The sequence below is a fragment of the Oceanibaculum indicum P24 genome (assembly GCF_000299935.1).
Lineage (GTDB): Bacteria > Pseudomonadota > Alphaproteobacteria > Oceanibaculales > Oceanibaculaceae > Oceanibaculum > Oceanibaculum indicum.
The window spans coordinates 1-26375 of sequence record NZ_AMRL01000036.1 but is presented as its reverse complement, the minus strand read 5'-3'; the positions used below and the strand labels follow the sequence as shown (position 1 = coordinate 26375).

The 26375-nt window shown below is 64.6% G+C and carries 32 protein-coding genes, 1 tRNA gene and 2 pseudogenes; 24 read left to right on the top strand and 11 right to left on the bottom strand.

Translation table 11 applies throughout. The annotated features are described in order from the left end of the window. Window positions 1-414 (bottom strand): hypothetical protein (locus P24_RS20200; RefSeq protein WP_008946126.1); only part of this gene is annotated, 414 nt, incomplete at its 3' end. A 204-nt stretch (window positions 415-618) separates the two neighbouring features. Here P24_RS20200 and P24_RS17725 point away from each other — a divergent pair. Further along, window positions 619-1179 carry a recombinase family protein gene (locus tag P24_RS17725; protein ID WP_008946125.1) on the top strand — a complete coding sequence of 187 codons (561 nt, stop codon included), beginning with the start codon at window positions 619-621 and terminating at the stop codon, window positions 1177-1179. 3 nt (window positions 1180-1182) lie between these two features. On the opposite strand, the gene P24_RS17720 is transcribed toward P24_RS17725, so the two are convergent. Continuing rightward, window positions 1183-1806 (bottom strand): recombinase family protein, encoded by a 624-nt coding sequence (locus P24_RS17720; protein WP_008946124.1) that lies wholly within the window; start codon window positions 1804-1806, stop codon window positions 1183-1185. Between the two features lie 263 nt (window positions 1807-2069). Between P24_RS17720 and P24_RS17715 the strand changes: the two genes are divergently transcribed. Continuing rightward, entirely contained in the window at window positions 2070-2330 is a 261-nt protein-coding gene (locus tag P24_RS17715) for a hypothetical protein (RefSeq protein WP_008946123.1), read from the top strand. Then, window positions 2327-2668, top strand: a complete 342-nt coding sequence (locus tag P24_RS17710) for a hypothetical protein (protein ID WP_008946122.1) — start codon at window positions 2327-2329, stop codon at window positions 2666-2668. The genes P24_RS17715 and P24_RS17710 overlap by 4 nt, the downstream gene beginning before the upstream one ends. Window positions 2669-2680: 12 nt before the next feature. Here P24_RS17710 and P24_RS17705 read toward each other — a convergent pair whose 3' ends face one another. From P24_RS17705 to P24_RS17690, 4 genes are all read right to left on the bottom strand, one after another. Further along, window positions 2681-3430: a hypothetical protein gene (locus P24_RS17705; RefSeq protein ID WP_008946121.1), complete on the bottom strand. Its 750-nt coding sequence runs from the start codon at window positions 3428-3430 to the stop codon at window positions 2681-2683. A 70-nt stretch (window positions 3431-3500) separates the two neighbouring features. Next, window positions 3501-3794: a type II toxin-antitoxin system RelE/ParE family toxin gene (locus P24_RS17700; protein WP_008946120.1), complete on the bottom strand. Its 294-nt coding sequence runs from the start codon at window positions 3792-3794 to the stop codon at window positions 3501-3503. Next, a complete protein-coding gene (locus tag P24_RS17695; RefSeq protein ID WP_008946119.1) occupies window positions 3781-4032 on the bottom strand; it encodes a type II toxin-antitoxin system ParD family antitoxin in 252 nt (83 codons plus the stop codon). Before P24_RS17695 ends, P24_RS17700 begins: the two co-directional genes overlap by 14 nt. Window positions 4033-4130: 98 nt before the next feature. Beyond that, the gene (locus P24_RS17690; protein ID WP_156816368.1) at window positions 4131-4874 is read right to left on the bottom strand and encodes a helix-turn-helix domain-containing protein; all 744 of its coding nucleotides are present in this window, start codon (window positions 4872-4874) and stop codon (window positions 4131-4133) included. Between the two features lie 171 nt (window positions 4875-5045). Here P24_RS17690 and P24_RS17685 point away from each other — a divergent pair, with 171 nt between their 5' ends. The 6 genes and pseudogenes from P24_RS17685 to P24_RS20720 all read left to right on the top strand — a co-directional run. After that, window positions 5046-5537: a hypothetical protein gene (locus tag P24_RS17685; RefSeq protein WP_008946117.1), complete on the top strand. Its 492-nt coding sequence runs from the start codon at window positions 5046-5048 to the stop codon at window positions 5535-5537. Then, window positions 5534-5845, top strand: coding sequence for a hypothetical protein (locus tag P24_RS17680; RefSeq protein ID WP_008946116.1), 312 nt, complete (start codon window positions 5534-5536; stop codon window positions 5843-5845). Before P24_RS17685 ends, P24_RS17680 begins: the two co-directional genes overlap by 4 nt. A gap of 2 nt (window positions 5846-5847) precedes the next feature. Beyond that, a complete protein-coding gene (locus P24_RS17675; RefSeq protein WP_008946115.1) occupies window positions 5848-7452 on the top strand; it encodes a type IV secretory system conjugative DNA transfer family protein in 1605 nt (534 codons plus the stop codon). 20 nt (window positions 7453-7472) lie between these two features. After that, a complete protein-coding gene (locus P24_RS17670; RefSeq protein WP_008946114.1) occupies window positions 7473-7889 on the top strand; it encodes a hypothetical protein in 417 nt (138 codons plus the stop codon). Window positions 7890-8402: 513 nt separating this feature from the next. Further along, window positions 8403-8759, top strand: coding sequence for a hypothetical protein (locus tag P24_RS17665; RefSeq protein ID WP_008946113.1), 357 nt, complete (start codon window positions 8403-8405; stop codon window positions 8757-8759). Next, window positions 8756-9736, top strand: a pseudogene (locus P24_RS20720) (recombinase family protein); the annotation flags it as partial. The gene P24_RS17665 and the pseudogene P24_RS20720, both read left to right, overlap by 4 nt. Here the strand turns inward: P24_RS20720 and P24_RS20430 are convergent. Then, the gene (locus P24_RS20430) at window positions 9629-10156 is read right to left on the bottom strand and encodes a hypothetical protein (protein ID WP_202802412.1); all 528 of its coding nucleotides are present in this window, start codon (window positions 10154-10156) and stop codon (window positions 9629-9631) included. The pseudogene P24_RS20720 and the gene P24_RS20430 overlap by 108 nt on opposite strands. A gap of 121 nt (window positions 10157-10277) precedes the next feature. After that, window positions 10278-10367, bottom strand: a tRNA-Ser gene (locus P24_RS17655). Window positions 10368-10708: 341 nt separating this feature from the next. Here P24_RS17655 and rplU point away from each other — a divergent pair. The 13 genes from rplU (at window position 10709) to P24_RS17585 (ending at window position 22946) form a co-directional block, all read left to right on the top strand. Continuing rightward, window positions 10709-11032 (top strand): 50S ribosomal protein L21, encoded by a 324-nt coding sequence (gene rplU, locus P24_RS17650; protein ID WP_008946111.1) that lies wholly within the window; start codon window positions 10709-10711, stop codon window positions 11030-11032. Window positions 11033-11047: 15 nt separating this feature from the next. Continuing rightward, a complete protein-coding gene (rpmA, locus tag P24_RS17645) occupies window positions 11048-11317 on the top strand; it encodes a 50S ribosomal protein L27 (protein ID WP_008946110.1) in 270 nt (89 codons plus the stop codon). Between the two features lie 85 nt (window positions 11318-11402). Beyond that, a complete protein-coding gene (gene obgE / locus P24_RS17640; protein ID WP_008946109.1) occupies window positions 11403-12473 on the top strand; it encodes a GTPase ObgE in 1071 nt (356 codons plus the stop codon). Further along, on the top strand, window positions 12461-13630 hold the full coding sequence (gene proB, locus P24_RS17635) for a glutamate 5-kinase (RefSeq protein ID WP_008946108.1): 1170 nt from the start codon (window positions 12461-12463) through the stop codon (window positions 13628-13630). The genes obgE and proB overlap by 13 nt, the downstream gene beginning before the upstream one ends. A gap of 50 nt (window positions 13631-13680) precedes the next feature. Then, entirely contained in the window at window positions 13681-14985 is a 1305-nt protein-coding gene (locus tag P24_RS17630; RefSeq protein WP_008946107.1) for a glutamate-5-semialdehyde dehydrogenase, read from the top strand. A gap of 30 nt (window positions 14986-15015) precedes the next feature. After that, window positions 15016-15690, top strand: coding sequence for a nicotinate-nucleotide adenylyltransferase (locus P24_RS20195; RefSeq protein ID WP_408962322.1), 675 nt, complete (start codon window positions 15016-15018; stop codon window positions 15688-15690). A gap of 81 nt (window positions 15691-15771) precedes the next feature. Next, complete coding sequence (gene rsfS, locus P24_RS20190) at window positions 15772-16122, top strand: ribosome silencing factor (protein WP_040708331.1); 351 nt, start codon at window positions 15772-15774, stop codon at window positions 16120-16122. A gap of 8 nt (window positions 16123-16130) precedes the next feature. Next, the gene (gene rlmH, locus P24_RS17615) at window positions 16131-16589 is read left to right on the top strand and encodes a 23S rRNA (pseudouridine(1915)-N(3))-methyltransferase RlmH (protein WP_008946104.1); all 459 of its coding nucleotides are present in this window, start codon (window positions 16131-16133) and stop codon (window positions 16587-16589) included. A gap of 103 nt (window positions 16590-16692) precedes the next feature. Beyond that, window positions 16693-18312, top strand: a complete 1620-nt coding sequence (gene gpmI, locus P24_RS17610; RefSeq protein WP_008946103.1) for a 2,3-bisphosphoglycerate-independent phosphoglycerate mutase — start codon at window positions 16693-16695, stop codon at window positions 18310-18312. Further along, complete coding sequence (locus tag P24_RS17605; protein WP_008946102.1) at window positions 18299-19684, top strand: murein hydrolase activator EnvC family protein; 1386 nt, start codon at window positions 18299-18301, stop codon at window positions 19682-19684. The genes gpmI and P24_RS17605 overlap by 14 nt, the downstream gene beginning before the upstream one ends. Next, complete coding sequence (locus P24_RS17600; RefSeq protein WP_008946101.1) at window positions 19681-21009, top strand: S41 family peptidase; 1329 nt, start codon at window positions 19681-19683, stop codon at window positions 21007-21009. The genes P24_RS17605 and P24_RS17600 overlap by 4 nt, the downstream gene beginning before the upstream one ends. A 169-nt stretch (window positions 21010-21178) precedes the next feature. Then, on the top strand, window positions 21179-22432 hold the full coding sequence (locus P24_RS19895) for a divergent polysaccharide deacetylase family protein (protein ID WP_083859865.1): 1254 nt from the start codon (window positions 21179-21181) through the stop codon (window positions 22430-22432). A gap of 28 nt (window positions 22433-22460) precedes the next feature. Beyond that, entirely contained in the window at window positions 22461-22946 is a 486-nt protein-coding gene (locus P24_RS17585) for an RNA pyrophosphohydrolase (protein WP_008946098.1), read from the top strand. A 2-nt stretch (window positions 22947-22948) separates the two neighbouring features. Here the strand turns inward: P24_RS17585 and P24_RS17580 are convergent, their stop codons facing one another. Further along, window positions 22949-23929 (bottom strand): SMP-30/gluconolactonase/LRE family protein, encoded by a 981-nt coding sequence (locus tag P24_RS17580; RefSeq protein ID WP_008946097.1) that lies wholly within the window; start codon window positions 23927-23929, stop codon window positions 22949-22951. Between the two features lie 24 nt (window positions 23930-23953). Then, the gene (locus P24_RS17575) at window positions 23954-24319 is read right to left on the bottom strand and encodes a winged helix-turn-helix transcriptional regulator (protein ID WP_008946096.1); all 366 of its coding nucleotides are present in this window, start codon (window positions 24317-24319) and stop codon (window positions 23954-23956) included. A gap of 116 nt (window positions 24320-24435) precedes the next feature. On the opposite strand from P24_RS17575, the gene P24_RS17570 reads away from it, so the two are divergent. Then, window positions 24436-25044 carry an NAD(P)-dependent oxidoreductase gene (locus tag P24_RS17570; protein ID WP_008946095.1) on the top strand — a complete coding sequence of 203 codons (609 nt, stop codon included), beginning with the start codon at window positions 24436-24438 and terminating at the stop codon, window positions 25042-25044. A 101-nt stretch (window positions 25045-25145) separates the two neighbouring features. Here P24_RS17570 and P24_RS17565 read toward each other — a convergent pair whose 3' ends face one another. Further along, a complete protein-coding gene (locus tag P24_RS17565; RefSeq protein ID WP_008946094.1) occupies window positions 25146-25979 on the bottom strand; it encodes an AraC family transcriptional regulator in 834 nt (277 codons plus the stop codon). Between the two features lie 123 nt (window positions 25980-26102). Here P24_RS17565 and P24_RS17560 point away from each other — a divergent pair. Beyond that, a pseudogene (locus P24_RS17560) lies at window positions 26103-26375 on the top strand (LysE family translocator); the annotation flags it as partial.

Below are 26375 nucleotides of genomic sequence, written 5' to 3'. Positions count from 1 at the left end.
GCTGGTGAAATTGCCGCCGATGAGGATATTACCGTCCGGTTGTACGGCCACAGCATGGACGTTGGCGCCCGTCCCTTCCGGCCCGCTGCCGGGGTTGAAGGTGGTATCAAGGCTGCCAGAAGGCTGTGATGGCGACGGGGGCGAGATGTCACAGCGCAGGTTGCCATTTTCTTCATCAAAAACAAGAGGGTGTCCGTCCGCACACTCCCCCAAGTTTGTCAGAGCCACAATGCCGCCGCTCTTCATACTCCACCAGACTGACCCGTCGCAGAACTGCATGGTCTGGTGGGTCTTGTTATAGATTTGCTCACCCTCAACGCCTTCGGGGCCGGAGCAATCCGCATAGGCGGGGCGTATCGGAAAATAAGCAAAAATTGCCATTAACAAAAATAAGGCTGCAAATCTTGTCGTCATATAAAGGGAACCCTTATTAATACATAAATATATTACCGTATGTATTCAAATTATAGCATGTAATAATCATTATTTCACCCCAAAATACTCATGAAAATAATGATCGCCATGCCCCGCATAAGGGTTCCCTTATGACCGGGTTATCCCCCGTTTTCTTGTGGTCATTGGGCGGTAACAGTCGGCGCTGACCGGGGTTTGTGCACAATGATCGGCATGAATATCGGATATGCCCGCGTTTCCACGGAAGATCAGAATCTCGACCTGCAACAACACGCCCTGCAACAGGCGGGCTGCGAGGTCATATTCAAGGATCATGGTGTTTCTGGCGCGTTGCGGGACAGACCGGGGCTCAAAAAGGCTCTGCGCCGTGCCACTAAAGGCGATGTGCTGGTCGTGTGGAAACTCGACCGCTTGGGTCGCTCGCTCCCGCATCTGGTCGAGACGATCAACGGCTTGCGGAAGCGCGGCGTGGGGTTTCGTTCGCTTCAGGAACAGATAGACACCACCTGCGCGGGCGGGCGGTTTTACTTTCACATGCTGGCGGCGCTGGCCGAGTTTGAGCGGGAACTGATTTCAGAGCGCACCCGAGCGGGCATGGATTCGGCACGACGGCGCGGCAAACATGTAGGGCGTCCGTTCAAGCTCAACCCCCTGCAATGCGATCAGGCCAGAGCGCTTATCGCATCGGGCAAGCATTCCCGCAAAGTGATAGCGGCGCATTTCGGCGTTAGCGTTACGACCCTGCGCCGCGCGCTCAAGGGCTGAAGCTCATGGCAGCGGTTTGACCGCAAGCCCGTAGCGCTGGAACGCCCGCAACAGCGTGATGCCGGATACGGCATAGAGCGCGGCGACGTCCTCAAGGTGCTGGAGATCGGCCCCCGCCAGTCGGTACGCCTCGCGCACGGCTTTTTCATCCAGCTTCGGACGGCGGCCAAGGCGAACGCCGCGCCGTTTGGCGGCGGCGAGCCCGGCGACGGTGCGCTCGGCGATCAGGCGGCGTTCCATATGCGCCACGGCGGCGATCATGTGAAAGGCGAACTCGCCGTGCGCCGTGCTGGTGTCGAGCTTCTCGGTAAGGCTCTCGAAGCTGATACGGCGCTCCCGCAGCTCGTCCGCTATGTCCAGCAGGTCGTGCAGCGAACGTGCCAGTCGGTCGAGCTTCCAGACGATCAGCGTATCGCCCGCCCGCATGTACCGGAACGCCTTGGCGAGCGCCGGGCGGGCGCGGCTGGCTCCCGACGCGTCCGCATCAATGAACAGCCTCGTGCAGCCCGCCGCCTTCAGGGCGTCGCGCTGTAGCCGCGTGTTCTGCTCGGCGGTCGAGACGCGGGCATAGCCGATCTTGCGACCCGCCGCGCCGCCGATACCGCCGTCATTGCCGCCCTTCGCCATTCCGGCCCGCCGACAGAAACCACCCTTTCCGAAGGAGGCGGTTGCGGGAGGCCCGTGAAAGACGGCACAGGGTAGAATCCGCGTAATCCCGCCAAAGTTCAAGTTGCTTTTCATGGTCATCTTGTAAAATCTGTATTCATACAAATACGGTCATTTATGTTTGAGCATAAAACGCAGAACTATCAAAGTAATACGCCCGTTTCCGATACCCTATCATGTGGATTGTTCTTTGTTCCCCGCAGTGCAGGCGCGGGAGAGGGGGCATGAGCCAGAGCTCGGGCTCGGATGACAATCCGGTGGCGGGGATCGCGGTCGTTGCCGCCATCATCTGCTTCTTCCTCGGCTTCGATAAAGGCGGCTTGGGCGGTGGAGTCGCCGCAGCCGTGGTGGCGTTTGGCGGGGTGTTCATGGCCTTCGCCGCCATCGGTCTGGCCCTGCGTCTGATCGCGGGTGGGGTCGTACTGCTGCTCGTCCTTGCCGCGCTCAAGAACCGCTGGGACTGGCTCGCGGGGATGCTGCAATGAAGCGGGTGGCGATGGTCGCCGGGCTGGCGCTGGCGCTATGCGGCACTGCCCCGGACGCGCGGGCGGAAACATTCACCAGTGAGAAGTTCCTAAAGTGGCCCGCCGAAAGTCAGGCTTCCTATTTCCGCACGTCCATTGGCATGACCGGGGTGATTGCCTCTCAGCTATCGCAGAATGTCGCCCCGTGCATCGATGCTTGGTATTTCGCGGATCGGGTAACGCAGACACAGCGGAACGAGGCGATCCGGGCTCTGATGAGGAAGTACCCGGATTATCATCCGCAGGCCGTCATACTGGCCCTTATTCAAAAGGAGTGCGGAAAACTCACAGGGCGATGAGGGGATGCTAGATTAGCTGCCTAGATTGAGCGGCTTGACGGCAGCCGTGCGCTCAATTGCAGGGCCTTCGTGCGAGGTAGGCAGATGATCGCGCACATGCGCGGGCATCTGCTTCTGAATATTTTCCTGAATTTCGTTCAGTTCGTCGGGCGTCGGCGGATTGTCCGGGTCCGTGAGACGGTCGCGGGCGCGGCCCAACACATCGGTCTGATAGCGGCGCAAGTCGTCCAGCCGATCCCGTGCATCGGTGCTGGCTTGCCGTTTGCTCTGGTAGTCCTGCCATGTCGGCGCATCGTCCCGCCAGACGATGGCAGCGAGGTCATCACCTTCAACAAGCCTGCCGTTCTCGTCATAGACGTCGCCTGTCGCGGGATCGCGGAAAGCCTTTCTGCCGTCCGGCAAAGAGCTTGCGCGGTCCAGAGTGTCTGCAAGTTCCTGCTGGGCTTCGGCCACTGCCGTCTCGGTTGCGGCAATCGCGGCCTCGGTCGCGGTCTCCGCGCCGCGCAGCCTATCGAAGGTATCGTTGTAGAGGGCTGCATAGGCCGGATCGCTGGCTAGCAGCGCTTCGAGGGCGGTGAGCTGCGCCTTGGTCCTGTCCGCGTGGCGCTGATGGGTATCTGCCCTGCGGGCGTGATCCTCGGGAAAGTGCTTTCCCCGGTAGCCGGAGAGGGTGCCGGACAATTCGGCATCGAACAGGTCTAATTCAGCCTCAGCTTCCCGTGCGGCCTCAAGCCGCTTCTCGTCATCGTTATGCGCGTCCATTTACCCTCATGTAATTACCTAAAATTGTAGCATTTTTGAGGGTGGGTATGCAAATTTGGACTGTACTTCGCTATGCCTCTTCAAGATCACTTGGGTTTTCGCGGCTGAGGACGCGCATGATTTCAGCGCCGCTATCCGTTTCCCGGTAGTAGATGGAATGAACGCCGTAGACGCTGCGGCGGTAGCCGGGCCGGATATGATCGACCCTCGGATAGAGCGCCGGAGATTCGGCTATCGCGTCAAACCGCGCGAACAGACCGTCAAAATAGCGATCCGCGTGCGCCAACCCGTATTTTTCGATGCCATAGCGGTAGAGCCGCCGGATATCGTCCTCGGCGAGCTGGGAGAGATTATAAGCGGCCATCGCGCCTCATGTCGGCCTGCACGGCGGCGCGGATGTCTTCTTTGCCGAGCGTGGATGCTCCGCCTTCCTCGGCGGCGATCAGCGCGGCGCGGATGCGTTCGATCTCGGCCATGCGGATTTGCTTCTCCCGCAGGGCTTCCCGCACGACCTCGCTGTCGGAAGCATACTGACCCGTTGCAAGCTGGGCCTGAATCCACTCTTCCTGCGTTTCTGTCACGGTGATGCTTTTCTTGATCATGACTCCATACTCACAATACTCATTTATACTACTTTATCCTACCATATGAGCGGGGCCGAATGCAAACCGGGTTATCGACAAGCGGCATGGCTCCGGCTTCAAAGCGGATTTTTCAGCAGATAGCGCCGCAAGTCGTCATACAGAACCTTGCTTGAGAAGCGGTGCGGCTTGCGGTTGGCAATAAGCGAGGCAAGCTCCTCCTTTTCCAGAAGCTTGGGAAAATCCTTCATGATCCGCTCAAACGAGGCCACCACATTGGCGAACAGCTCCGGGTCTTCAGGGTTGTCCTTGTGCAGGACGATATAGAGCGCGATCAGGTGCAACTCGGCGTAGGCTTGGCGGATATCCTCGGGATACAGGGAGTCATTATCTTTGGGGATGGATAGCTCGCAGAACATCCGGGCCGTGGTTTCGAACAACAGATGGCTGAACCCGGCCCCGGCCCCGGTCGATATCCCGACACGCGCGCCATGCTGGTTGATCACCCGGCGCATCCGGTCACTGCCTGCGACGGCATCGAAAATCGCGCTGCCCCGTGATGAGATTTGATCGTTCTCAAACACGAAGTATCCGACCGCCCCAAACGCGAAGGGCTCCGTCATCGCGGCCCTGAGAAGCGCCTCGCGGAACCGGATATAGAGGTCACGGACCGTTCGGACCGATACCCGCGTCGCCTCCGCCGCTTCGTCTATGGTCAGACCCTCCGCAAACCCGCGCAGCAGCTTGAGAAACCTGTACTCGGACAGCTTGGCCCGGCGGTGATAGCGGTTGCGGGGTGACGGGTGGAGCCGCTTCGCCTTTTTCATTTGTGCGGGGCGTGATCTCCTTGGCGGATCAGTCATTTACCACGGCCTTGTAGCGGCTCAGCTTCCTTAGGCCGTTTTACACCATCTTGAGCTGCCGCTACTCTCAGAAAGCTCCTTTCTCCCCCTCCTGACAAGCCGGGCAGTGATTTTGCGCGGGACTCCGTCCTTCGCGGATCGCAGTGACCAACGGCTTGAACGGAGGATGCCATGACCAAACGGCAATTGTTGCTGGCGTGCGTTGCGGCGGGGGCGCTGCTGCTCGCCGGATGCTCCGAGCAGGAGCGGCGGGAAGCCAGAGCCGCGCAAGAGCGCATCGCCGCCGAGGCGGCCTATCAGCAGCGTCTTGCTGCGGAGTATGTCGCCAAGGTCACTGCGGAAACGCAGCGGCTCGCGGATGAACTCAGCGCAGAGACCAAGCGGCAACTGCACCGGAACCTGACGGCGCTCGCCAGACTCGCCGCCGTTCTGGCTGCCGTCAGTGGTGTGATCGCCTTCGTCGTCTTCTGTATCCGGCGGCTCGGCGAACGCCACCTCGAAGAGCGCACCAAGCGCCATGCGATGAATCTCATGGCCATCGAGGCGGATACACGCCTGCGCCCGGAGCAGCGCGAAAACCTCTACCGGGCGGCTGTCGAGTCGGCGAACCGGGGCGGTACGCCGCTCATCGGCTATGCCGGAAACGGGGGAGGCGCGCGATGAGCGATTTCAACCTGCGCGGCTCGGGCGGCGGCGATAGCGGCCCGCCGGGCCAGAACGTCCTCACCGTCTCGCTGGCGCTGCTGGCGGCCATATTGGGAACGCCGATGCTGTTCGAGTTCATCGGCCCCATCGTCCGCAAGCTGGTCTTAAGCGCCTACGGCTCCGAAGAGTTCGCGGTGCTGATGTACTACGCCAGCTTCGCGCTCTCGGGCGCGGTGATCTTCGCGATCACGCGGATCACGCTGTTCTATGCGCTGGCGGGCGTCGCGGGCTTCGGCGCGCTGCGGCTGGCGGGGGCGGCGTTCTGAGCATGGTCGCGCCGTTCGCCCCCTACATGACGGCCTTCGGCTCGGCGCGGTTTGCCGGGCCGAAGGAGATCGCCGGGGCCGGGCTGTTCACCCGGACCAAGGACTCGCTCTTCGTCGGATTCCACGGTGGCCGTGCGCTCGTTTATTCCGGGATGGCCGGGCTCGTTACCTGCGCTGGTGCAAGGTCCGGCAAGCTGACCACGACGCTTGCCTACAACATCTGCTGCGGCGGCTATCCCGGCACCAGTCTGATTCTGGATGTTAAGGGCGAGCTGGCAGCCATCTCGCAGTGGCAGGTTCCCGCCCGCAAATTCTGCATCTTCTGGAATACCCGCCGTCAGCACGGCCTCCCGTATCACCGTATCAACCCGGTCGGCCATCTGAACCGGAGCAATCCCGACCTCGTGTCGGACGTGCTCGTGTTCTGCGAGAACATGATACCGCCCTCCGGAAGCGCAAACGGGCGCTATTTCGAGGGGCGGGCTCACGAGTTTCTGGCTGCCATCGTGTTGACCATCGCGAGGCGGGACAATGTGCTCACGCTGCCCGCGCTGTACCGCGCCATCAACCTGCTGGTGATGGGCGGTGAGGCATGGCTCGACTTCGCCTTCGAGATGTCCGAGGCCGGGTTCGATCTCTCCGAGCGGATTGAGGAAGAGGTCGCGACGTCGCGCAGCGACACGTCCGGCGGCTTCAAGGGCGTCATCGGCGAGATAACCCGGGCCTTCATCTGCCTTGCCGATCCGGTGCTGATGGAGGCCGTCTCTCCGCCTTATGATTTCTGCCTGTCGCAGCTTTGCGCCAGCGATCAGACCTACAATCTGTATCTCATGGTGCCGACCGAGGCCGTCGAGCCATGGGCGGCGGTGATCAAGGCGTTCTTCGTGGCGGCGCGGACCTACAAGGCGCGCGCGCCCTCGGCTCCCCGCCAGACGTGGTTCCTCGACGAGTGCGGCCAGCTCGGCGGGTTCCCGCTGGTGGCCAGACTGTTCACCCGCGATGCGGGGCTCGGCATTCGTCCATGGGCTTTCTTCCAGAACACCAAGCAGATGAACGATCTCGCGCCGGACGGGGAGTCGCTGCTGCTCGCCTCGGCGGGCCTGCAAAGCTGGTACGGCATCCGGGACGAGCGGACCGCCCGTACGCTCTCCGGCATGCTCGGCAACGAGACGCTGGCCTATGTCGATCCGCGCCAGTACGAGAGTGCCCGTCACGGCATGCTCAAGGCGGCTCAGGCGCTGTTCAGCGGTAACAATGTGATCACCGCCAGTCTCGAGATGGCGTATCAGCGCCGCATGGGGCAGACGCCAGTCCTGAAGAGCGCCCCCTTGCGCAGCGCCGATGAACTGCTGGGCATGCCTGCGGACAAGCAACTGATCTTCGCGGATGGGCTCGCTCATTCGGTCTGGGCCGACCGCAGGGCGTATTACGAACAGCCCTTCATGGCCGGGCGCTATCACCCGAACCCGTATCACCCGCCCCCCGACCGGGTGCTCATCGCCACGCCGCGCGGCCCCCGGTGGCGGCCCGTGATCGTCGAGCCCGTACCTCCTGCCTATGCCCATTATCCGCAATATGCGGACGGGTTCTGGTCGCGGATCGGCTAGCTGAAAAGGAGCAAGGAAATATGAGCATCAAGAGCACATCCAGCCGAACCTCCTATGCCTGGCAGCATCGTGCGGAACTGCCGGGGAAGGAGGCTGCCTTGGACCAGATACGGGGCAGCGCCTCGTCCTTCGAGCCCGCCCGAGATCCCGTCCATGCCCGCGCCTTGGCCGATCAGGGCAAGACGGAAGCCGCGCGGCGCGGCTCTCACATGGTGAAGAGCGACAGGCCGTATCCTGCGCCGCGTCCCTCGCCATCGCTCGCGCTGGGAGCCGACCGCGCGGCGTTCAACACCCGCTGGCAGCGTGAGGCCGAAGCCGCAAAGCAGCAAGCCGAAACGCCGGAGCGCGCAGCCCGCCGCGAAGCCTTCAAGGCGATGCGGCGGCACAAGCAGGCGCTCGCCCGTCACCGCCCGATCAGCCGCACCACCGATAGCTAACCCCAAGAGGAGTGACCGACCATGGAACGCGACAACGGCAATGCACCTGCCGCCAATCGGCCCGCAGACGTGATCCGCGACACCAACCTGAAAGCCTCTATCTGGCGCAATGAATAGGACAATGGCCCGTTCTACGCCACGACCTTCACGCGGACGTACAGGGACAAGGACGGGCAGTTTCAGGATACGGACAGTTTTATCTCCACCGACCTGCTGCGGCTCTCCGAGCTGGCCCGGAAGGCATACGAGCGCACCACCGAGTTTCGGCGCGAAGACCGCGAGCAGGCCCGCGCACAGGGGAGCGGCAAGGACGCGCGGCGCGAGGAATTCCGCGAGCGCCGGGAGAACGGCACAGCCAAGGACAGACAAGAAACGCGCGGGAGATAGGAAATATTATTTCTACTTTTCCTTGCATATCGACAGGTAATCGCCTATAAATGTTCTTTGTTTGTTCTGTCGTCAGCAAGGAAAGGGGCGCGGCATGAGGTAATGAGATTATAGAAGGAGACAGCCATGACCGGGTATAACGACGACAACAGCATTTCACAGGCCCGGAAAGCCCGGCCCGTCATCACCTTCGATTACAGCCTCTATGAACATTACCTCGAAGATTCGGACCTGACCGAGGACCGGAAGCGCGAATTTCTCGAAACGCTGTGGAACCTCATCGTCGAGCTGATGTCTCTCGGCTACGAGGCTCACCCCGTCCAGCAGGCGCAAGATGCCTGTGGAAAACCCTCGAACACCCACACTCATCCGCCAATTTCCGGGCGGATTCCGGTACAATCGGAGGGTCGATTTCTCGAAAATGATTTTAGCAGTGCCGCCCAAGGGGAACCCCGGAAGGCGACAGAAAGGATTCAAGAATGAAGAATGATTTGAAACAAGGGATAGCCGTCATCTATTGCCGCGTCTCGTCCGCCGCGCAGGTCGCCAAGGGACAGGGAAACGCCTCGCAACGCACCCGCTGCGAGGAATTCGCGCGAATGAAGGGATATCAGGTCACGGCCTGTTTCGAAGACGAAGCCGTTTCCGGCGGCGTGATCGACCGCCCCGGCATGCTGTCCATGCTGGCCTATCTGAAGAAACATCGGCGGGACGGGCAGCATGTTGTCCTGATCGACGATATCAGCCGCCTTGCCCGCTCGATCCGGGGGCATCTCGATCTGCGCGAGGCCATCGCTGAGACAGGGGCGCGGCTCGAAAGCCCCTCCGTCGAGTTCGGCGAGGATTCCGATTCCATCCTCGTCGAGAACCTTCTTGCCTCCGTCTCCCAGCACCAGCGCCAGAAGAACACCGAGCAGACCGCCAACCGCATGCGCTCGCGGCTGCTGAACGGCTACTGGACGTTCAGTTGCCCGCCCGGATACCGCTATGAGGCCCGCCCCGGCGAGGGCAAGGTGCTGGTGCGGGACGAGCCGCTGGCCTCGATCATCGCGCAGGCGATGGAATTCTATGCCAGTGGCAGGTTCCAGACGCAGGCCGAGGTAAAGCGCTATTTCGAGGGCTTCCCCGAATTCCCCAAGACCCGCCACGGCACGGTGACGAACGAGAACGTCAACCGCATCCTCACCCGGCTGCTCTATGCGGGATATCTGGAGCGTCCCGAATGGGCCGTGTCCCTGCGCAAGGCGCGGCACGAGCCGCTCGTCTCTCTGGAGACTTATCAGCGCATCCAAGAGCGTCTGAATGGCAAGGCCAAGGTTCCGGCCCGTGCTGACCTTGATGAGAGCTTCCCGCTACGCGGCTTCGTGCTCTGCACCTGCGGCAAGCCGCTCACCGCCTGCTGGTCCAAGAGCAAGACGGGCAGGAAGCATCCGTATTACATGTGCTTCAACCGGGCGTGTCCCGAGAACCGCAAATCCATCCGGCGCGAGGTGATCGAGGGGCAGTTCACCGCAATGCTGGCGGGCATGCAGCCTTCGGAGAAGATGTTCGCCCTTGCCAAGGACATGGCCGCCCGCGTGTGGGATCAGCTCGGCGAACAGGCCGCCGCCATGCGCGAGGATATCCGCCGCCGCATGGCGGCCATCGAGAAGCAGACGGCATCCTTGCTCGACCGCATCGTCGAAGCGTCCAGCCAGACGGTGATTGCCCGCTACGAGCAGCGCATTACCGAGCTGGAGCGCGAGCGTCTCATGATGGCCGAAAGACTGGAAACCAAGGCCCGTCCGCGCAAGACCTTTGGGGAGATGTTTGAACTCACCCTCGACGTGATCGCAAACCCTTGTTCCAGCTGGCAAAACGGCGATATCGGCAGACGCCACGCCATCCTCAAGACGGCCTTCGACGACCGCCTCGTCTACTGCCGGAACGGCGGGTTTCGAACCCCGGAAACGTCTAGGATTTTCAGTATGTTGGGCGGCTTTTGCAACCCAAAAGCAGGATTGGCGGAGGGGGAGGGATTCGAACCCTCGGTACGCTTGCACGCACAACGGTTTTCGAGACCGTCCCATTCAACCACTCTGGCACCCCTCCGAAGGATCGCCGTGGGACGAGCGGGTGATGTCTAACCATCCGGGGCGCGGATTGCAAGCCGCATCTGATGCTTTTATTGTTTCATCCGGTGCGGCGTGGCAGGCTGTTTTCCGGCTGATGCGGAGGGCTGCGTAAACCGTGCGGATACCAGCGATTCCGCCGTTGACATACGCAAGCCCATAGGTATAGTGCGCGCCTCTCCTGACGACCGCAATCGACGGGAGGCCTTTTCATACGCGCGCCAGTCAGGCCTAGATAAGGGACGGCGGGTGCGATGGAAAGCCACGCGGCGCGGTCTCGTCGGGTTTTGTTTTTTGATCGGATATCAGGCGGTTAGTCCCATGTTCGCAGTCATCAAGACCGGCGGTAAGCAGTATAAGGTCGCCAAGGACGATGTGATCGTCGTCGAGAAGCTGGCCGGTGAGGCCGGCGCCAAGGTTGCGCTCGACGAGGTGCTGCTGGTTGGCGGCGAGGGCGACGCCAAGGTTGGCGCCCCGATGGTCGCCGGCGCCAGCGTGGCCGCCGAGATCGTCGAGCAGACCCGTGGCGACAAGGTCATCATCTTCAAGAAGAAGCGTCGCAAGAACCATCGCCGCAAGAACGGTCATCGCCAGGACCTGACGGTTCTGCGCATCACCGATATCTCCGCTGGCGCCAAGAAGTAAGAGGAGCAGCAATCCATGGCACATAAGAAAGCAGGCGGTTCCTCGCGTAACGGGCGCGACTCCGCGGGCCGCCGTCTCGGCGTGAAGAAGTTCGGCGGCGAGCGCGTCATTCCGGGCAACATCCTGGTCCGTCAGCGCGGCACCAAGTTCCACCCCGGCGCCAATGTCGGCATCGGCAAGGACCACACGCTGTTCGCGCTGGTCGAGGGCGAGGTGAAGTTCGCGCAGAAGGCCAAGGGCCGTACCTTCGTTTCGATCCTCCCGCCGGTGGCTGCTGCAGAGTAAGCCCACCCCCGACGGGACTGAATATTTTTGCTGAAAGGGGAATGGGTGACCATTCCCCTTTTTGCCGTTCAAAGGCGTTAGCGCGATGAAGTTTCTCGACGAAGCCAAGATCTATCTGAAGAGCGGCAATGGCGGGCCGGGCTGCGTCAGCTTCCGGCGCGAGAAGTTCATCGAATTCGGCGGGCCGGACGGCGGCAATGGCGGCCGTGGTGGTGACCTGATCCTGGAAGCGGTGGAGGGGCTGAACACCCTGATCGATTATCGCTACCAGCAGCATTTCAAGGCCAAGAACGGCACGCACGGCATGGGCCGCAACCGCACTGGCGGGGATGGCGCGGATGTCGTCCTGAAGCTGCCGGTCGGCACTCAGGTGCTGGATGAGGACCGCGAGACGGTGATCGCTGACCTGACCGAACCCGGCCAGCGTATCGTGCTGCTGAAGGGCGGCGATGGTGGCATGGGCAACGCCCATTACAAGACCTCCACCAACCAGGCGCCGCGCAAATTCACCCCCGGCTATCCGGGGCAGGAAATGTGGGTCTGGCTGCGCCTGAAGCTGATCGCCGATGTCGGTCTGCTGGGGCTGCCCAATGCCGGCAAATCGACCTTCCTGTCCGCCGTCTCGGCGGCGCGACCGAAGATCGCCGACTATCCCTTCACCACCCTGTGGCCGCAACTCGGCGTGGTCGAGCGCGATGGCGAGGCCTTCGTGGTCGCCGATATTCCGGGGCTGATCGAGGGCGCGCATGAAGGCGCCGGGCTGGGCACGCGGTTTCTGGGCCATGTCGAGCGCACCGGCGTGCTGCTGCACTTGATCGACGGCACCCAGGAAGACCCGGTGAAGGCCTACCGCACGATCCGCAAGGAGTTGAAGCTCTACGCGCAGGAGCTGGCGGAGAAGCGTGAGATCGTGGTGCTGAACAAGATCGATGCGATTCCGGCGGACGAGCTGAAGGAAAAGCTGAAGAAGCTGAAGCGCGCCGCCAAGACCGAGGTGATGGCAATCTCCGCCGTGACCGGCGAGGGCGTGACCGAGGTGATCCGCGCGCTGCGCCCCATCGTGAAGGAATACCGCGCCGCCGAGAAAAAGGCCGAGGCGCTGGAGAGCGGGGACGTGGAGGCGGTAAGCGCGGAATCAGGAGAATGGCGTCCGTGAGCGACCTGGCCGCCAGCGATTTCGTCGAAAGCGCCGCCGCCGGATCGCCCGCGCTGGCGACCGCGCGGCGGCTGGTGGTGAAGATCGGCTCCGCCCTGCTGGTGGACGAGAAGAGCGGCCGCATCCGGCAGGACTGGCTGGCGGCGCTGGCCGAGGATGTGGCGGCGCTGCGCGCACGCGGGGTCGAGGTTGTTCTCGTCTCCTCCGGCGCGATTTCGGTCGGCCGCCGCCATCTGGGCCTCACCGGCCGGGCGCTGGCGCTGGAGGAAAAACAGGCCGCCGCCGCGACCGGCCAGATCAAGCTGGCGCATGCCTATCAGGAAGCGCTCGCCCGGCATGACATCACCGTGGCGCAGGTGCTGGTGACGCTGGAGGATACCGAGGCGCGCCGCCGCCACCTGAATGCGCGCGCTACCATCGATGCGTTGCTGCGGCTGGGTGCGGTGCCGGTCATCAACGAGAACGACACGGTGGCGACAGCGGAAATCCGCTTCGGCGACAATGACCGGCTGGCCGCCCGCGTGGCGCAGATGATCTCCGCCGATACGCTGGTGCTGCTGTCTGATATTGACGGGCTCTATACCGCCGATCCGCGCCGGGCGCAGGACGCCGCGCATATTCCGGTGGTGACAGAGGTGACGCCGGAGATCGAGGCGATGGGCGGTGCCGCCGCCACCGGCTATTCCTCGGGCGGCATGGTCACCAAGCTGGCGGCCGGCAAGATCGCCATTGGCGCCGGTTGCCGCATGGCCATCGCGCACGGCCACGCCGCGCATCCGCTGCGCCGGCTGGAGGAGGGTGGACGCTGCACCTGGTTCCTGCCCTCGGCCGGGCCGCGCACGGCGCGCAAGCGCTGGATCGGCGGCCATCTGAACACGACCGGCAGCGTGACCGTCGATGCCGGGGCCGCCCGCGCGCTGGCGCAGGGCAAGAGCCTGCTGCCCGCCGGCGTGGTCGCGGTGGAGGGAGATTTCCAGCGCGGCGATCCGATTGCCGTGCAGGACACAGACGGGCGGGTGATCGGGCGTGGCCTCTCGGCCTATAATGCCGGCGATGCGCGCCGGATCATGGGCCATAAAAGCCGTGAAATAGAGGCTGTACTTGGCTATCGTGGACGGGACGAGATCATCCATCGCGATGATCTGGTGCTCGCCTGAAGGCCCGGCAACAGGGTCATGAGGAGGCCAGAGACACGGCCCCGAACGGCATGGTGGAGGACAAGGTGAGTGCGCTGAAAGAGACGCCGGCGGCGACCGACACAACCGCGCGCATCATGGACTGGATAGGCAATGCCGCCAAGGAAGCCGCGGCGCGGCTGGCGCAGGCCGATGGCGAGACCAAGAACCGCGCGCTGCGTGCCGCCGCGCAAGCTGTCCGCGACAGCAGCGCTGCCATCCTGGACGCCAACGAGCGCGACATGCAGGCCGCCGAAGCCAAGGGGCTGGTGCGCGCCATGCTCGACCGGCTGGCACTGACGCCGGAGCGCATCGAGGCCATCGCCAGGGGGCTGGAGGAGGTGGCGGCACTGCCCGACCCGGTGGGCCGTGTGCTGGCCGAGTGGGAGCGCCCGAACGGCCTGAAGATTGCCCGGCAGTCGGTGCCGCTGGGCGTCATCGGCATTATCTACGAATCGCGGCCGAACGTGACGGCGGATGCCGGCGGGCTGTGCCTGAAGGCCGGCAATGCGGCGATCCTGCGTGGCGGCTCCGAAAGCTTCCATTCCTCGACCGCCATCGTCGCCTGCCTGCAGGCCGGGCTGAAGGAGGCCGGGCTGCCGGAGACGGCGGTGCAGGCCATGCCCGGCACGGACCGCGAGCTGGTCGGCGCGATGCTGCGCGCCAATGCCTATATTGATGTGATCGTGCCGCGCGGCGGCCGCTCGCTGATCGAGCGGGTGATGAATGAGAGCCGGGTGCCGGTGATGGCGCATCTGGACGGCATCTGCCATGTCTATGTCGATGGCGCCGCCGATCCGAAGAAGGCGCGGCGCATCGCCCTCAACGCCAAGATGCGCCGGCCCGGCGTCTGCGGCGCCATGGAAACGCTGCTGATCGATGCGCAGGCAATGGCCGCCATGCTGCCCTCGATGCTGGACGATCTGATCACCGAGGGCTGCGAGGTGCGTGGCGATCCGGCGGTCTGCGGGCTGGACCCGCGCGTCGTGCCGGCGACGGAGGCCGACTGGTCCACCGAATATCTGGATGCCATCCTGTCGGTGAAGGTGGTGAACGGCGTCGAGGGGGCGATCCGCCACATCAACATGTACGGGTCGCACCATACCGACAGCATCGTGACCGAGGATGCGGCCACGGCGGAACGGTTCCTGGCCGCGGTGGACAGCGCCATCGTGCTGCACAATGCCTCCACCCAGTTCGCCGATGGCGGCGAGTTCGGCATGGGGGCGGAGATCGGCATTTCCACAGGCAAGCTGCACGCGCGGGGACCGGTGGGGGCAGAACAGCTGACCAGCTACAAATACATCGTGCGCGGCGACGGCCAGATCCGGCCCTGATGCGCTTACGGACGTACTTCCTTGCGACATATCTGGCATAGGCAGGGCCGTCCGGCCCGGATCGGCCTGCCGGGGCCGATCGACCGGCGGCGGCAGGCGGTCGGGCTGATGGGCGGTTCCTTCAACCCGGCGCATGACGGGCACCGGCATCTGGCGCTGCTGGCGCTGCACCAGCTGGGCCTCGACGAGGTGTGGTGGCTGGTCGCGCCGCAGAACCCGCTGAAACCGAACGATGGCATGGCGCCTTTCGCCCAACGGCTGGCCGGCGCCAGGCAGGTGGCCCGCCATCCCCGGCTGAAGCCCAGCGATATCGAGGCGCGGCTGGGCACGCGCTACACCGCCGATACACTGCGCGCCTTGCAACGGCGGTTCCCGACCCGGCGCTTCGTGTGGATCATGGGGGCGGATTGCCTGGCGGAATTCGCGCGCTGGAAGGACTGGCGGAATATCTTTCGCATCATGCCGGTTGCGGTGTTCGACCGGCCTTCCTATTCTCTAAGGGCGTTGTGGAGCTTGGCGGCGCGGCGTTTCGCTAGGGTCCGGCTAAAATCCGGATCGGCGCGGGGGCTGGCCCACAGACAATCCCCGGCGTGGGTGTTCCTGCACACCCGATTGCATCCCGCCTCGGCGACGCAGATTAGGGGCGACGCAAATCAGGACCGGCACTCGGCCGGAAAGCCATTGGGGCAAGAGTCGGGCGGGTAATTGACTGCGAGGATGATGCAAGAAGCAAAGGTTAAGCGGAAGTCTTCCAAGAAGAAGCTTTCGGATAACGGGGCGGCACAGTTGCTGGCCATCGTTGAGAAATCGCTGGACGACGACAAGGCGGAGAACGTCATTGTCATCGATCTCGCCGGGAAATCCAGTTTTGCCGATTATATGGTGATCGCCTCCGGCCGCTCCTCGCGGCAGGTCAGTGCCATTGCCGAACATCTGCGCGAACGGCTGAAGGCCGCCGGCGTGGCGCAGGTCGGCGCCGAAGGGCTGGGGCAGGGCGACTGGGTGCTGATCGATGGCGGCGATATCGTCATCCATCTGTTCCGGCCGGAAGTCCGCGCCTTCTACAATCTGGAGAAGATGTGGGGGTTGGAAGTGCCGGCCGCGGCGGAGATCAGCACCGTTGCCGTGACCGCTTGAGCCGGTAGGTGCGCGTCACCATCGCCGCTATCGGCAAGGCGAAGCCCGGTATCCTGCGCGATCTGTACCGGCATTATGCGGAACGCTCGCGCTGGCCGGTCGTTCTGAAGGAGATGGAGGTCAAGGCGAAGCTGCCGGCGCCGGAGATGATGGCGCGCGAGGCGGCCCTGCTGCTGGAAGCGGTGCCGTCCGGCGCCCGGCTGGTAGCCCTCGACGAGCGCGGGCGCGACCTTTCCAGCGCCGATCTGGCCGCCACGCTGGGCGGCTGGCGCGATGGCGGCACCGGCGACATCGCCTTCGTCATCGGCGGTGCCGACGGGCTGGACGAGAATGTCAGGCGGCAGGCCGATCTGCTGCTGGCCTTCGGGCGGGCGACCTGGCCGCACATGATGGTGCGCGGCATGCTGGCCGAACAGCTCTACCGGGCGCAGCAGATCCTGGCCGGTCATCCCTACCATCGCGAGTAGGGCATCGCTGATAGGGTAAAACGTTGGAAATGCCTTGTTTTGCGACAGATTGCCCCACAGATTGCCCCTGTGCGGGGGCGCTCCAGAGGCCTATATTGACGCCATGAACGATATGACCCATTCCCCCGATTCCCGTCGCCTGCCGAAACCGCGCGGGCCTGTTGTGCTGTGCATCCTTGATGGCTGGGGCTATCGCGAGGAGCGCGAGAATAACGGTATCCTGCTGGCCAAAACGCCGGTCTGGGACCGGCTGATGGCAAGCTGCCCGCGTTCCCTTCTGAACGCGTCGGAACTGCATGTCGGCCTGCCTTCCGGGCAGATGGGCAATTCCGAGGTCGGCCACATGAATCTCGGCGCCGGCCGCAAGGTGATGCAGGAGCTGCCGCGCATCGACCAGGCTATTGCCGACGGATCGCTGGCGAAGAATCCGGAGCTGGCGAAATTCATTGCGTCGCTGAAGCAGAGCGGCGGCGCCTGCCATCTGCTGGGCCTCGTCTCGCCGGGCGGCGTGCATTCGCATCAGGACCATATGGTGGCACTGGCGAAGCTGCTGGCGGCTGAGGGTGTGGCGGTGAAGATCCACGCCTTCCTCGACGGGCGCGACACCCCGCCGAAGAGCGCGCTCGGCTATATGGAGAAGTTCCTCGCCGATCTGGGCGATGCGGCGACCATCGCCACCGTTTCCGGCCGCTTCTTCGCGATGGATCGCGACAAGCGCTGGGACCGGGTGGAGCAGGCCTATGAAGTGACCGTCGATGGCAAGGGCAATGCGGCGGAGAACGCCCTGGCGGCCATCAAGGCCGCCTATGAGCGGGACGAGACCGACGAATTCGTTACGCCGGCCAGCATCGCCGGCTATGCCGGCATGCGCGATGGCGATGGCGTGCTGATGGCGAATTTCCGCGCCGACCGCGCCCGCGAATTGCTGACCGCGCTGCTCGACCCCGCCTTTGACGGGTTCCCGCGTGCCCGTGTGCCGCAACTCGGCGCGGTGCTGGGCATGGTCGAATATTCCTCGGCGCTGGCGAAGTTCATGCCCTGCCTGTTCGCGCCGGGCACGCTGGAGAATGTGCTGGGCGCGGTGGTGTCCGATGCCGGCCTGCGCCAGCTGCGCATCGCCGAGACGGAGAAATACGCCCACGTCACCTTCTTCCTGAATGGCGGCGTGGAGACGGAATTTCCGGGCGAAAGCCGCATCCTGGTGCCCTCCCCGAAGGTGAAGACCTACGATCTGCAGCCGGAAATGTCGGCGCCGGAGCTGACCGACAAACTGGTGGCAGCCATTGGCTCGGGCGATTTCGATCTGATCGTGGTGAATTACGCCAATGGCGACATGGTCGGCCATACCGGCAATCTGGAGGCCGCGATCAAGGCGGCGCAGACCGTCGATGCCAGCCTTGGCCGGCTTGAGACGGCGATACAGGAGGCCGGCGGCGTCATGCTGGTCACCGCCGACCACGGCAATATCGAGATGATGCAGGACCCGGACACGCATGAGGCGCACACGGCGCACACGCTGAATCTGGTGCCGGCGATCCTGGTGAATGGCCCGAAGGAGGCTGTCGGGTTGAAGGACGGCATCCTGGCCGACGTCGCGCCGACGCTGCTGCAACTGCTGGGCCTGCCGCAGCCGGAGGAAATGACCGGCCGCTCGCTACTGACCCTGACGGCATCGTCGAAAGGGGCGGCAAAGGCCGAGGCGGAGGCCCGTGCCACGGCATAACGCCTCCCGCGGCACGCTTTCTGGCCGCTGCCTCGCGGTGGCGGCGCTTTCCCTATTTCTGGCCGGTTCTCTTGCAGGGCCGGCTTTTTCCCAGCAATCGGCACCGATTCCTCAACCTGCCCCGGATGGCAAGCTGAAAGCCATCGAGCAGGCGCTGGAGCGCGATGCCCGCCGCAAGGCGGAGCTGGAGCGCGAGGCGCAGAAGCTGCGCACCGAATCGGAGGCGCTGCGCGCCGATGCGATCAAGGTGGCGAAATCCCTGCAGGAGCAGGAGGCAATCCTGTCGCGCGTCGAGGAGTCGCTGCGTGAGCTGACACGGGAGGCCAACCGCAAGCGCGCCGCGCTGCAGGGCCGCGATGCCGAGGTGGCGGCATTGCTGGCCGGGTTGCAGCGGCTGTCGCGCCGCCCGCCAGAAGCCATGATCGCTTCACCTTCGGCGCCGCTGGACACGGTGCGCGGCGGCATTCTGCTACGCGCCGCCCTGCCGCAGGTCCAGGAATCGGCGATGGCGCTGCGTGCGGAGCTGGAAGAGGTTGAGGCCCTGCAGGCGGAAATCGCGGCGGAGCGCAAGCGCCTGGCGGCGGCGCGGCAATCGCTGCTGTCGGAACGCAAGAAGCTGGAATCGCTGGCGGCTGACCGACGTCGTCTGGCGGGCCGCACCGAGGCGGAAAGCGACCGGCTGGAACGCACGGTCAGCCGGCTGTCGGACTCGGCCAACGATCTGCGCGACCTGCTGCGCCAGATCGAGGCGGAACGCGAGGCGCAGCGCAAGGCGGAGGAAGAACGCCGTCTCGCCGAGGCGAAGCGGGCAGAGGCGGCAGCGCGACGTGCGGCCGCCATGCCGGTGCCGCTCCTCAAGCCGCCGGTTGGTGGCCAGAGTGCAGGTAGCCAGAATAGCGCCGTCGCCGCGCTGCCCCCGGCATCGGCCCCGCGCGTGGTGCTGGAACCGCCCTCAGGCGCGCCACGCGTGCTGAAGCAGGGCCTTCTGACACCCCCCGTGCAGGGCAAGCTGGTTCATGGCTATGGCGAGCGCAGCGAACCCGGCGGGACCGCGCGCGGCATCGTGCTGGCCGGCCGGCCCGAGGCGGTGATCGTAGCCCCGTTCGACGGGCAGGTGGTTTATGCTGGAAAATTCCGGGGTTACGGGCAAATCTTGATAATCGATCACGGCAATGGATATCATAGCCTGCTGGCGGGTCTGGGCAGGATAGACAGCGTCGTTGGCCAGTACCTCCTGGCCGGGGAACCGGTGGGGGGCCTGGGAAGGGATGGCGAAAATGCGCAGGAACTCTATCTTGAATTGCGCCGCAACGGTGAGCCGATAAATCCGCTGCCCTGGCTGGCAGCACGTACTGATAGGATCAGAGGATGAAGTATCTTTCCCGCATCGCGCTTGCCACGTCGGTCGTCGCGATTGGGCTCTATGCAGCCGGGACCATCGCCCCCATGGCGCAGACCGGCCAGCGGTCGGAAACCTATCGCCAGCTCAATCTGTTCGGCGAAGTGTTCGAGCGGGTGCGTGCCGACTATGTCGAGGAAGTGACCGATGAGAAGCTGGTCGAATCGGCAATCAACGGCATGCTGACGGCGCTCGACCCGCATTCCGGCTATCTGACGGCGAAATCCTATCAGGACATGCAGGTGCAGACCCGTGGCGAGTTCGGCGGGCTGGGCATCGAGGTGACGATGGAGCAGGGGCTGGTGAAGGTGGTCTCGCCCATCGACGAGACGCCGGCCTTCCGCGCCGGGCTGCAGCCGGGCGACTTCATTACCCATCTGGATGGCGAGCAGGTGCTGGGCCTGACGCTGGCGGAGGCGGTCGAGCGCATGCGCGGCCGTGTCGGCAGCGAGATTAAGCTGACGATCCGCCGTGCCGCGCAGGAGCCGTTCGAGGTCACCATCAAGCGCGATGTGATCCGCATCCGCTCGGTGCGGTCGCGGGCGATCGACAATATCGGCTATATCCGCATCACCACCTTCAACGAGCAGACCCAGTCCGGCCTTGAAAAGGCGATTGCCGATCTGCGGGCAGAGAAGGGCAAGGACCTGATCGGCATCGTGCTCGACCTGCGCAACAATCCGGGCGGCCTGCTGGACCAGGCGATTTCGGTCAGTGATTCCTTCCTGAATCAGGGAGAGATCGTCTCGACGCGTGGCCGCCGGACCGAGGACAGCCAGCGCTTCAACGCCAAGAGCGGCGATATTGCCGACGGGCTGCCGATCGTGGCGCTGATCAATGACGGCTCCGCCTCGGCCTCGGAGATCGTCGCCGGCGCGCTGCAGGATCACAAGCGCGCGCTGGTGCTGGGCACCAAATCCTTCGGCAAGGGCTCGGTCCAGACCATCATCCCGCTGCCCGGCCATGGCGCGATGCGGCTGACCACGGCGCGCTACTACACGCCGTCGGGCCGGTCGATCCAGGCCGTCGGTATCGAGCCGGACCTGCAGGTGCCGGCCGCCCGCATCGACCTGATCGACGAGAGCAAGCGGCGCAGCGAGGCGGATCTGCGTGGCGCGCTGAACAATGACACGGTGAAGCCGCAGCAGGCGCCGGCGAACCAGAATGATCCGGCGGCCGCGCCTGCTCCGGAAGCCGCGCCGGCCCCGACGCTGGGCGATGACAATGACTACCAGCTGATCCGGGCGGTCGATCTGTTGCGGGGGCTTCATATGTTCAACAAGCGCGCGGTGAACTGAGCTGAAACTCCCGAGCCTCAAACTGCCGTTCCTGGGACGCCGCCGCTCCGGCAAGAGCGGCGGTGCTTCCTTTGATGACGACCCGCCGCCTTTCGAGGACCAGCTGGACGAAGACGAAGCTGACGCCGAGGCGGCACGTGAGCCGCTGGCTGGCCGGCCCAGTGCGGCGGTGGCGGAAAAGCGCGGCCTGGGTGCGGCGCTGACTGGCAGGCTGGGCCAGCTTCTGGTGCTTATGCTGCTGATCGGTGGCGTTGGCGCGCTGGGGGCCTGGCTGGCGGCCAAGGGGCCGGATACCGCCGCGGAGCGGGCACTGCGCATGCCGCGCGCCACCCTGTCCTTCATTCCGCCGGAACAGCGCCAGCCGCGCCCGACCCCGCCGGCTGCCACCGTACCAGCGGAGACGCCTGCACCCGGGCAGCAGACGGCAGAAGCGCCGGCGGGGGCAACGCCTCCCGCGCAACCGGCGCCAGCCGAGACTCCGGCTGCCAGCCCGCCAGCACCTGCACCGCAGGCAGCCGCACCAGCGGCACCAGCCCCATCCACTCCAGCGACCACACCTCCGGCAGCAGCGGCTCCCGCGAAGCCCGCACCGGCCGAGCCCGCGCCGGAGCGCCGCCAGGTGGCGCTGGCGCATAATCCGGCGCTGATCGAAAACACGCCGCACGGCCTGCTGCCGAAGACCGGCGAGGGCGGGCTGACGGCCTGGCGTGCCTACGCCCATCCGTTCGCCCCGACGGAACAGCGCCCGCGCATCGCCATCGCCATTACCGGCCTTGGCCTGTCCGGCGCGGCGACAGAGGCCGCCATTCAGGATCTGCCCTCGGAAGTCACTCTGGCCTTCACACCCTATGCCAGCCGGCTGACGGAATGGATACCGATGGCGCGCGCCGCCGGGCATGAGGTGATGCTGGCCCTGCCAATGGAGCCGATCAGCTTCCCGCAGAGCGATCCGGGGCCGCAGACTCTGCTGACCAGCCTCAGCCCGGTGGAGAATCTGGACCGCATGGAATGGGCGCTGGGCCGCTTCACCGGCTATGTCGGCGTTGTCGATCTGGAAGGGTCGCGCTTCACCACCTCGGAACAGTCGCTGATGCCGATCCTACAGGCGCTGAAGGATCGCGGGCTGATGTATCTCGACAGCAAGCGCGCCTCGACCAGTCTGGCGGCACAGGTTGCGGCGAACATCGATCTGCCTTACAGCGTGAACAGCCGGTTCCTGGATGACGAGGCCAGCCGCATCGCCATCGACCGGGCACTGGCCGATCTGGAGCGGCTGGCGCGCAGTTCAGGATCGGCGGTCGGCATCGGCCATCCCTATCCGGTGACGCTGGAGCGGCTGCGCGCCTGGCTGCCCACCCTGGCCGCCAAGGGGCTGGTGCTGGCGCCGATCACCGCCACGGTGGAACGCCGCGCCAGAGGTTGAGTTTACGGAAGAGCGAAAGAACAGAAGCGTGAACGACCATCTCTACCGGCCCGGCGTGGGTATCATGCTGATCAACCATGACGGGCGCATCTTCGTGGCCCGACGTATCGACATGCCGAGCGAGGCCTGGCAGATGCCGCAGGGCGGCATCGACGAGGGCGAGGACCCGGCAACCGCGCTGTTCCGCGAAATGCGCGAGGAGATTGGCACTGACAAGGCCGAAGTGCTGGCCGAAAGCGATGACTGGTACCGCTACGATCTGCCGGAAGGGCTGCGCGACAGGCTGTGGGGCGGGCGCTATGTCGGGCAGCGGCAGAAATGGTACGCGCTGCGCTATCTCGGCAGTGACGCCGACATCAACATCGAAACCGAGCACCCGGAATTCATGGACTGGAAATGGGCGCCCTCGGCGACCGTGCCGTCGCTGATCGTGCCGTTCAAGCGCGCCCTCTACCAGCAGGTGATGGACGAGCTGCTGGCGAAGATTCCGCCCTCCCTGCGTATCGCGGGTTAGGCCTAGCCGCCGGCCACGCCCTGCGTGTTCACATAGAGCGCGTAGAGCGACTGGCTGGCCGCCATGAACAGCCGGTTGCGCTTCAGGCCCCCGAAGCAGACATTGGCGCAGCGCTCCGGCAGGGCGATCCGGCCGATCGGCGTGCCGTCCGGCGCGAACACCATCACGCCGTCCAGTTCCGCCGTGCCCATGCCCCAGCCGGCCCAGATATTGCCGTCCACATCACAGCGCATGCCGTCCGGCGTGCCGCCCGGGCCAGCATCCACGAAGACCCGCTTGTTGCGGATGCCCGTGCCGTCTGAAGTCACGTCATAGGCCAGGATCTTTCGGTAGGGCTGGCCGCGTGATTCGACGATGTAGAGGATTGTCTCATCGGGCGAGAAGCACAGACCGTTCGGCCCCAGCACATCATCGGCGATGATGCTGGCCTGGCCGGTCTGGCCGTCGATGCGATAGACCGCCTGCGGGACTTCCGGCTCCGCCTTGTTGCCCTCGTAATTGCCATGGATGCCGAAGGGCGGGTCGGTGAACCAGATCGAGCCGTCCGATTTCACCACCACATCGTTGGGTGAGTTCAGCCGCTTGCCCTGCCAGTTGTCCATCAGCACGGTGATGCTGCCGTCATATTCCGTGCGGGTGACGCGCCGCCCGCCATGCTCGCAGGTGATCAGGCGCCCCTGCCGGTCGCGGGTGTGGCCGTTGGCGAAGTCGGTCGGGCGGCGGTAGGTCGAGACCTGGCCGGTTTCCTCCTCCCATTTCAGGATGCGATTGTTGGGAATGTCGCTCCACAGCAGATAGCGCCCGTCGCCGAACCAGACCGGCCCTTCCGACCAGCGGCAGCCGGTATGCAGCCGCTCCACCGCCGCGCTGAAGATGCGGTATTTCTCGAACCGCGGGTCGAGCGTGTGGATGGCGGGGTCGGGATAGCGCGGATGATCGCGCCAGCCGGCGCTAAGCGGCGTGTCGCCCTTTTGGTCGCCCATGAAGTCCTCCTGTCGGTTCTTTTTTTAGTCTTGTCCGGCGCTATCGTACCGGCGCTGGGAGGCTAGCACATCGCTGAAATGCTCTTCAGCCCACAGCCGCAGCGAATCGACGGTTACCGACAGGGTGCGCCCGAGTGGCGTGATGCTGTATTCGACGGTCACCGGAACGGTGGCAATGACCTTGCGGTTGATCAGCCCATCGCGCTCCAGGCTCCGCAGGGTTTGCGACAGCATTTTCTGCGAGATGCCTTCGATCTGCCGGCGCAATTCGTTGAAACGAAAGGTCTGCACCGTGAGCAGGCTGAGCACGAGCACGGTCCATTTGTTGGCAATCCGGTCCAGGAGAAGACGTGTCGGACAGTCGGACGAGTAGGTGTTCGGGGGCAGCATAACGGTAACCTCCAGGTAATCTAATGAGGTGTAAGTGCCTTCTTTACACCAGGATATATAAATCGCATTTGGTATCTATTCGAAACTTATATCTCTAAACGTAAGGAATGTCGCTTATGAACGTCGCATTGATCGGCGCCACCGGAAAGGTTGGCTCCCGCATTCTCGACGAGCTTCTCAGTCGTGGGCACACGGTTACTGCCATCGCCCGTAACACGGAAAAATTATCCGGTCGCAAGGGCGTCACGGCCCGGACGGGGGATGTGAATGATGCGCTCGCCCTTGCCACGCTAATCAAGGGTTGCGATGCCGTTATCAGCGCGGTGCCGTTCCGCACCAGCGATCCGGCGACCCTGGTGAAGGCGGTCGAGGCATCTGGCGCCCGGCGCTATCTGGTTGTTGGCGGTGCCGGCAGCCTGGAGGTCGCACCCGGCGTCCGGCTGATCGACACGCCGGAATTCCCGGAAGCGTATCGTCAGGAAGCCACCGCCGGTGCCGCTTTCCTCGATTTCCTGCGGACCCAGGACAAGCTGGACTGGACCTTCCTGTCGCCTTCGGCCCTGTTCGTGCCGGGGGAGCGGACTGGCCGCTTCCGCCTGGGCAAGGACCAGTTGCTCGTCGGCGAGAAGGGCAGCACGATTTCCTTCGAGGATTTCGCGGTGGCGCTGGTGGACGAGCTGGAGAAGCCGGCCCATCCACGTCAGCGCTTCACCGTTGGCTATTAAGGCCGTTGGCCAGCCTGTAGCGACACTGCACGATCTCCCGCCCTCTCGGGCGGGAGAACAGGCGCGTGGTCTCGATCCAGCAGGAAAGCGGTGGGGCCGGGTCATGCCGCCTTTCGCTCCAGCGCCGCGCGCCAGCGGGCCGGCGTCATGCCATAGGCGCGCTTGAACTGGCGCGACAGGTGGCTCTGGTCGGCGAATCCGGCCTCCAGTGCCGCTTCCGCCAGCGGTGTGCCGGCCACCATCAGCCGCCGTGCCCGGTCGAGCTGGCGCATGGTGCGGAAGCGGCTGGGGCTGGTGCCGAAGGCCGCGCGGAACTGCCGGGCGAGCGTCCAGCGATCGAGGCCGGAAAGGCGCTCCAGCGTGGCGGCGGAATGACGGCCGGCGGGGTCGGCGGCGATCTGCTCGCGCACCCGCAGCAGGGCCGGCAGGTCCAGCAGTGCAGTGCCTGAACGCTCCGTGCCGGATGCTGCGCGCAGCATCCGCGCCAGCCCTGTGCCGATATCCACACGACGCAACTCGTCCACCGCATCCTCCATGTCCAGCGCGTCGGCCAGCAGCGCCGTGCCGATGCCGGGCGTGCGCAGCACAGGGTCGGCGACGAAGGGCAGGGGGCTTCCGTCCAGTGCCTGCTGGACCAGCGCCGGGTCGATATAGACGATGCGGTAGCGGAAGCCGTTCTCGGTGCCCGGCTCGCCGTCATGCAGCTCGTCCGGGTGCAGGATCAGGCACTGACCGGGCAGGCAATGCCGCTGTTCGCCGCGATAGCGGAAGCTCTGCACGCCCGCCAGGGTGACGCCGATGGCATAGCTGTCATGGCGGTGCGGCGAGAAGGCCTTTTCCGAAAACCGCGCCTCGATGCGCTCGATCCCGTCGCCGCCGGCACCGACGGTGATCTCCCCATGCTTGCGGACAGCGCCGGGCGGTGGCGTGCACAAGCCTTCAAGAAAGCGTCCGTCGGGAGGGGGCAAACTGTGTCGCATCTCAACAGTCTAGCAGGATGCGCGATGCTGACGCAGTCGGTTTCATTTTTCACCTCCGCTCCCGAGTTTTGGCCTTCCTTGCTGGCGCTGCTGCTCTCCGCGCTGGCGGTGATGGGCACGCCCGGCCCCTCCACCCTCAGTGTGACGGCGGTGGGGGCGGCCTTCGGGCTGCGCCGCTCCATGGCCTATGTGCTGGGCATCAATCTGGGCACGGTCTCGGTGCTGCTGGCGGTGGCGGCCGGGATCGTCGCCATGCTGATGTCTGAGCCAAGGCTGGCGCCCTTCCTGCTGGCGGCGTCGCTGGCCTATATCCTCTACCTTGCCTACCGGATCCCCCCCGCGCCCCCGCTC

Bases quoted from the DNA above. Each gene is read 5' to 3' on its own strand.
- P24_RS17675 (WP_008946115.1), top strand. From the start codon at position 5,848: ATGGTCGCGCCGTTCGCCCCCTACATGACGGCCTTCGGCTCGGCGCGG.
- rplU (WP_008946111.1), top strand. From the start codon at position 10,709: ATGTTCGCAGTCATCAAGACCGGCGGTAAGCAGTATAAGGTCGCCAAG.
- P24_RS17720 (WP_008946124.1), bottom strand. From the start codon at position 1,806: ATGGCGAAGGGCGGCAATGACGGCGGTATCGGCGGCGCGGCGGGTCGC.
- P24_RS17685 (WP_008946117.1), top strand. From the start codon at position 5,046: ATGACCAAACGGCAATTGTTGCTGGCGTGCGTTGCGGCGGGGGCGCTG.
- P24_RS17630 (WP_008946107.1), top strand. From the start codon at position 13,681: ATGGTGGAGGACAAGGTGAGTGCGCTGAAAGAGACGCCGGCGGCGACC.
- P24_RS17580 (WP_008946097.1), bottom strand. From the start codon at position 23,929: ATGGGCGACCAAAAGGGCGACACGCCGCTTAGCGCCGGCTGGCGCGAT.
- P24_RS17570 (WP_008946095.1), top strand. From the start codon at position 24,436: ATGAACGTCGCATTGATCGGCGCCACCGGAAAGGTTGGCTCCCGCATT.
- obgE (WP_008946109.1), top strand. From the start codon at position 11,403: ATGAAGTTTCTCGACGAAGCCAAGATCTATCTGAAGAGCGGCAATGGC.
- P24_RS17695 (WP_008946119.1), bottom strand. From the start codon at position 4,032: ATGATCAAGAAAAGCATCACCGTGACAGAAACGCAGGAAGAGTGGATT.
- P24_RS17705 (WP_008946121.1), bottom strand. From the start codon at position 3,430: ATGGACGCGCATAACGATGACGAGAAGCGGCTTGAGGCCGCACGGGAA.
- proB (WP_008946108.1), top strand. From the start codon at position 12,461: ATGGCGTCCGTGAGCGACCTGGCCGCCAGCGATTTCGTCGAAAGCGCC.
- P24_RS17665 (WP_008946113.1), top strand. From the start codon at position 8,403: ATGACCGGGTATAACGACGACAACAGCATTTCACAGGCCCGGAAAGCC.
- P24_RS17670 (WP_008946114.1), top strand. From the start codon at position 7,473: ATGAGCATCAAGAGCACATCCAGCCGAACCTCCTATGCCTGGCAGCAT.
- P24_RS17715 (WP_008946123.1), top strand. From the start codon at position 2,070: ATGAGCCAGAGCTCGGGCTCGGATGACAATCCGGTGGCGGGGATCGCG.
- P24_RS17600 (WP_008946101.1), top strand. From the start codon at position 19,681: ATGAAGTATCTTTCCCGCATCGCGCTTGCCACGTCGGTCGTCGCGATT.
- P24_RS17680 (WP_008946116.1), top strand. From the start codon at position 5,534: ATGAGCGATTTCAACCTGCGCGGCTCGGGCGGCGGCGATAGCGGCCCG.
- P24_RS17700 (WP_008946120.1), bottom strand. From the start codon at position 3,794: ATGGCCGCTTATAATCTCTCCCAGCTCGCCGAGGACGATATCCGGCGG.
- P24_RS17725 (WP_008946125.1), top strand. From the start codon at position 619: ATGATCGGCATGAATATCGGATATGCCCGCGTTTCCACGGAAGATCAG.
- P24_RS17575 (WP_008946096.1), bottom strand. From the start codon at position 24,319: ATGCTGCCCCCGAACACCTACTCGTCCGACTGTCCGACACGTCTTCTC.
- gpmI (WP_008946103.1), top strand. From the start codon at position 16,693: ATGAACGATATGACCCATTCCCCCGATTCCCGTCGCCTGCCGAAACCG.
- P24_RS17690 (WP_156816368.1), bottom strand. From the start codon at position 4,874: ATGACTGATCCGCCAAGGAGATCACGCCCCGCACAAATGAAAAAGGCG.
- rpmA (WP_008946110.1), top strand. From the start codon at position 11,048: ATGGCACATAAGAAAGCAGGCGGTTCCTCGCGTAACGGGCGCGACTCC.
- P24_RS17710 (WP_008946122.1), top strand. From the start codon at position 2,327: ATGAAGCGGGTGGCGATGGTCGCCGGGCTGGCGCTGGCGCTATGCGGC.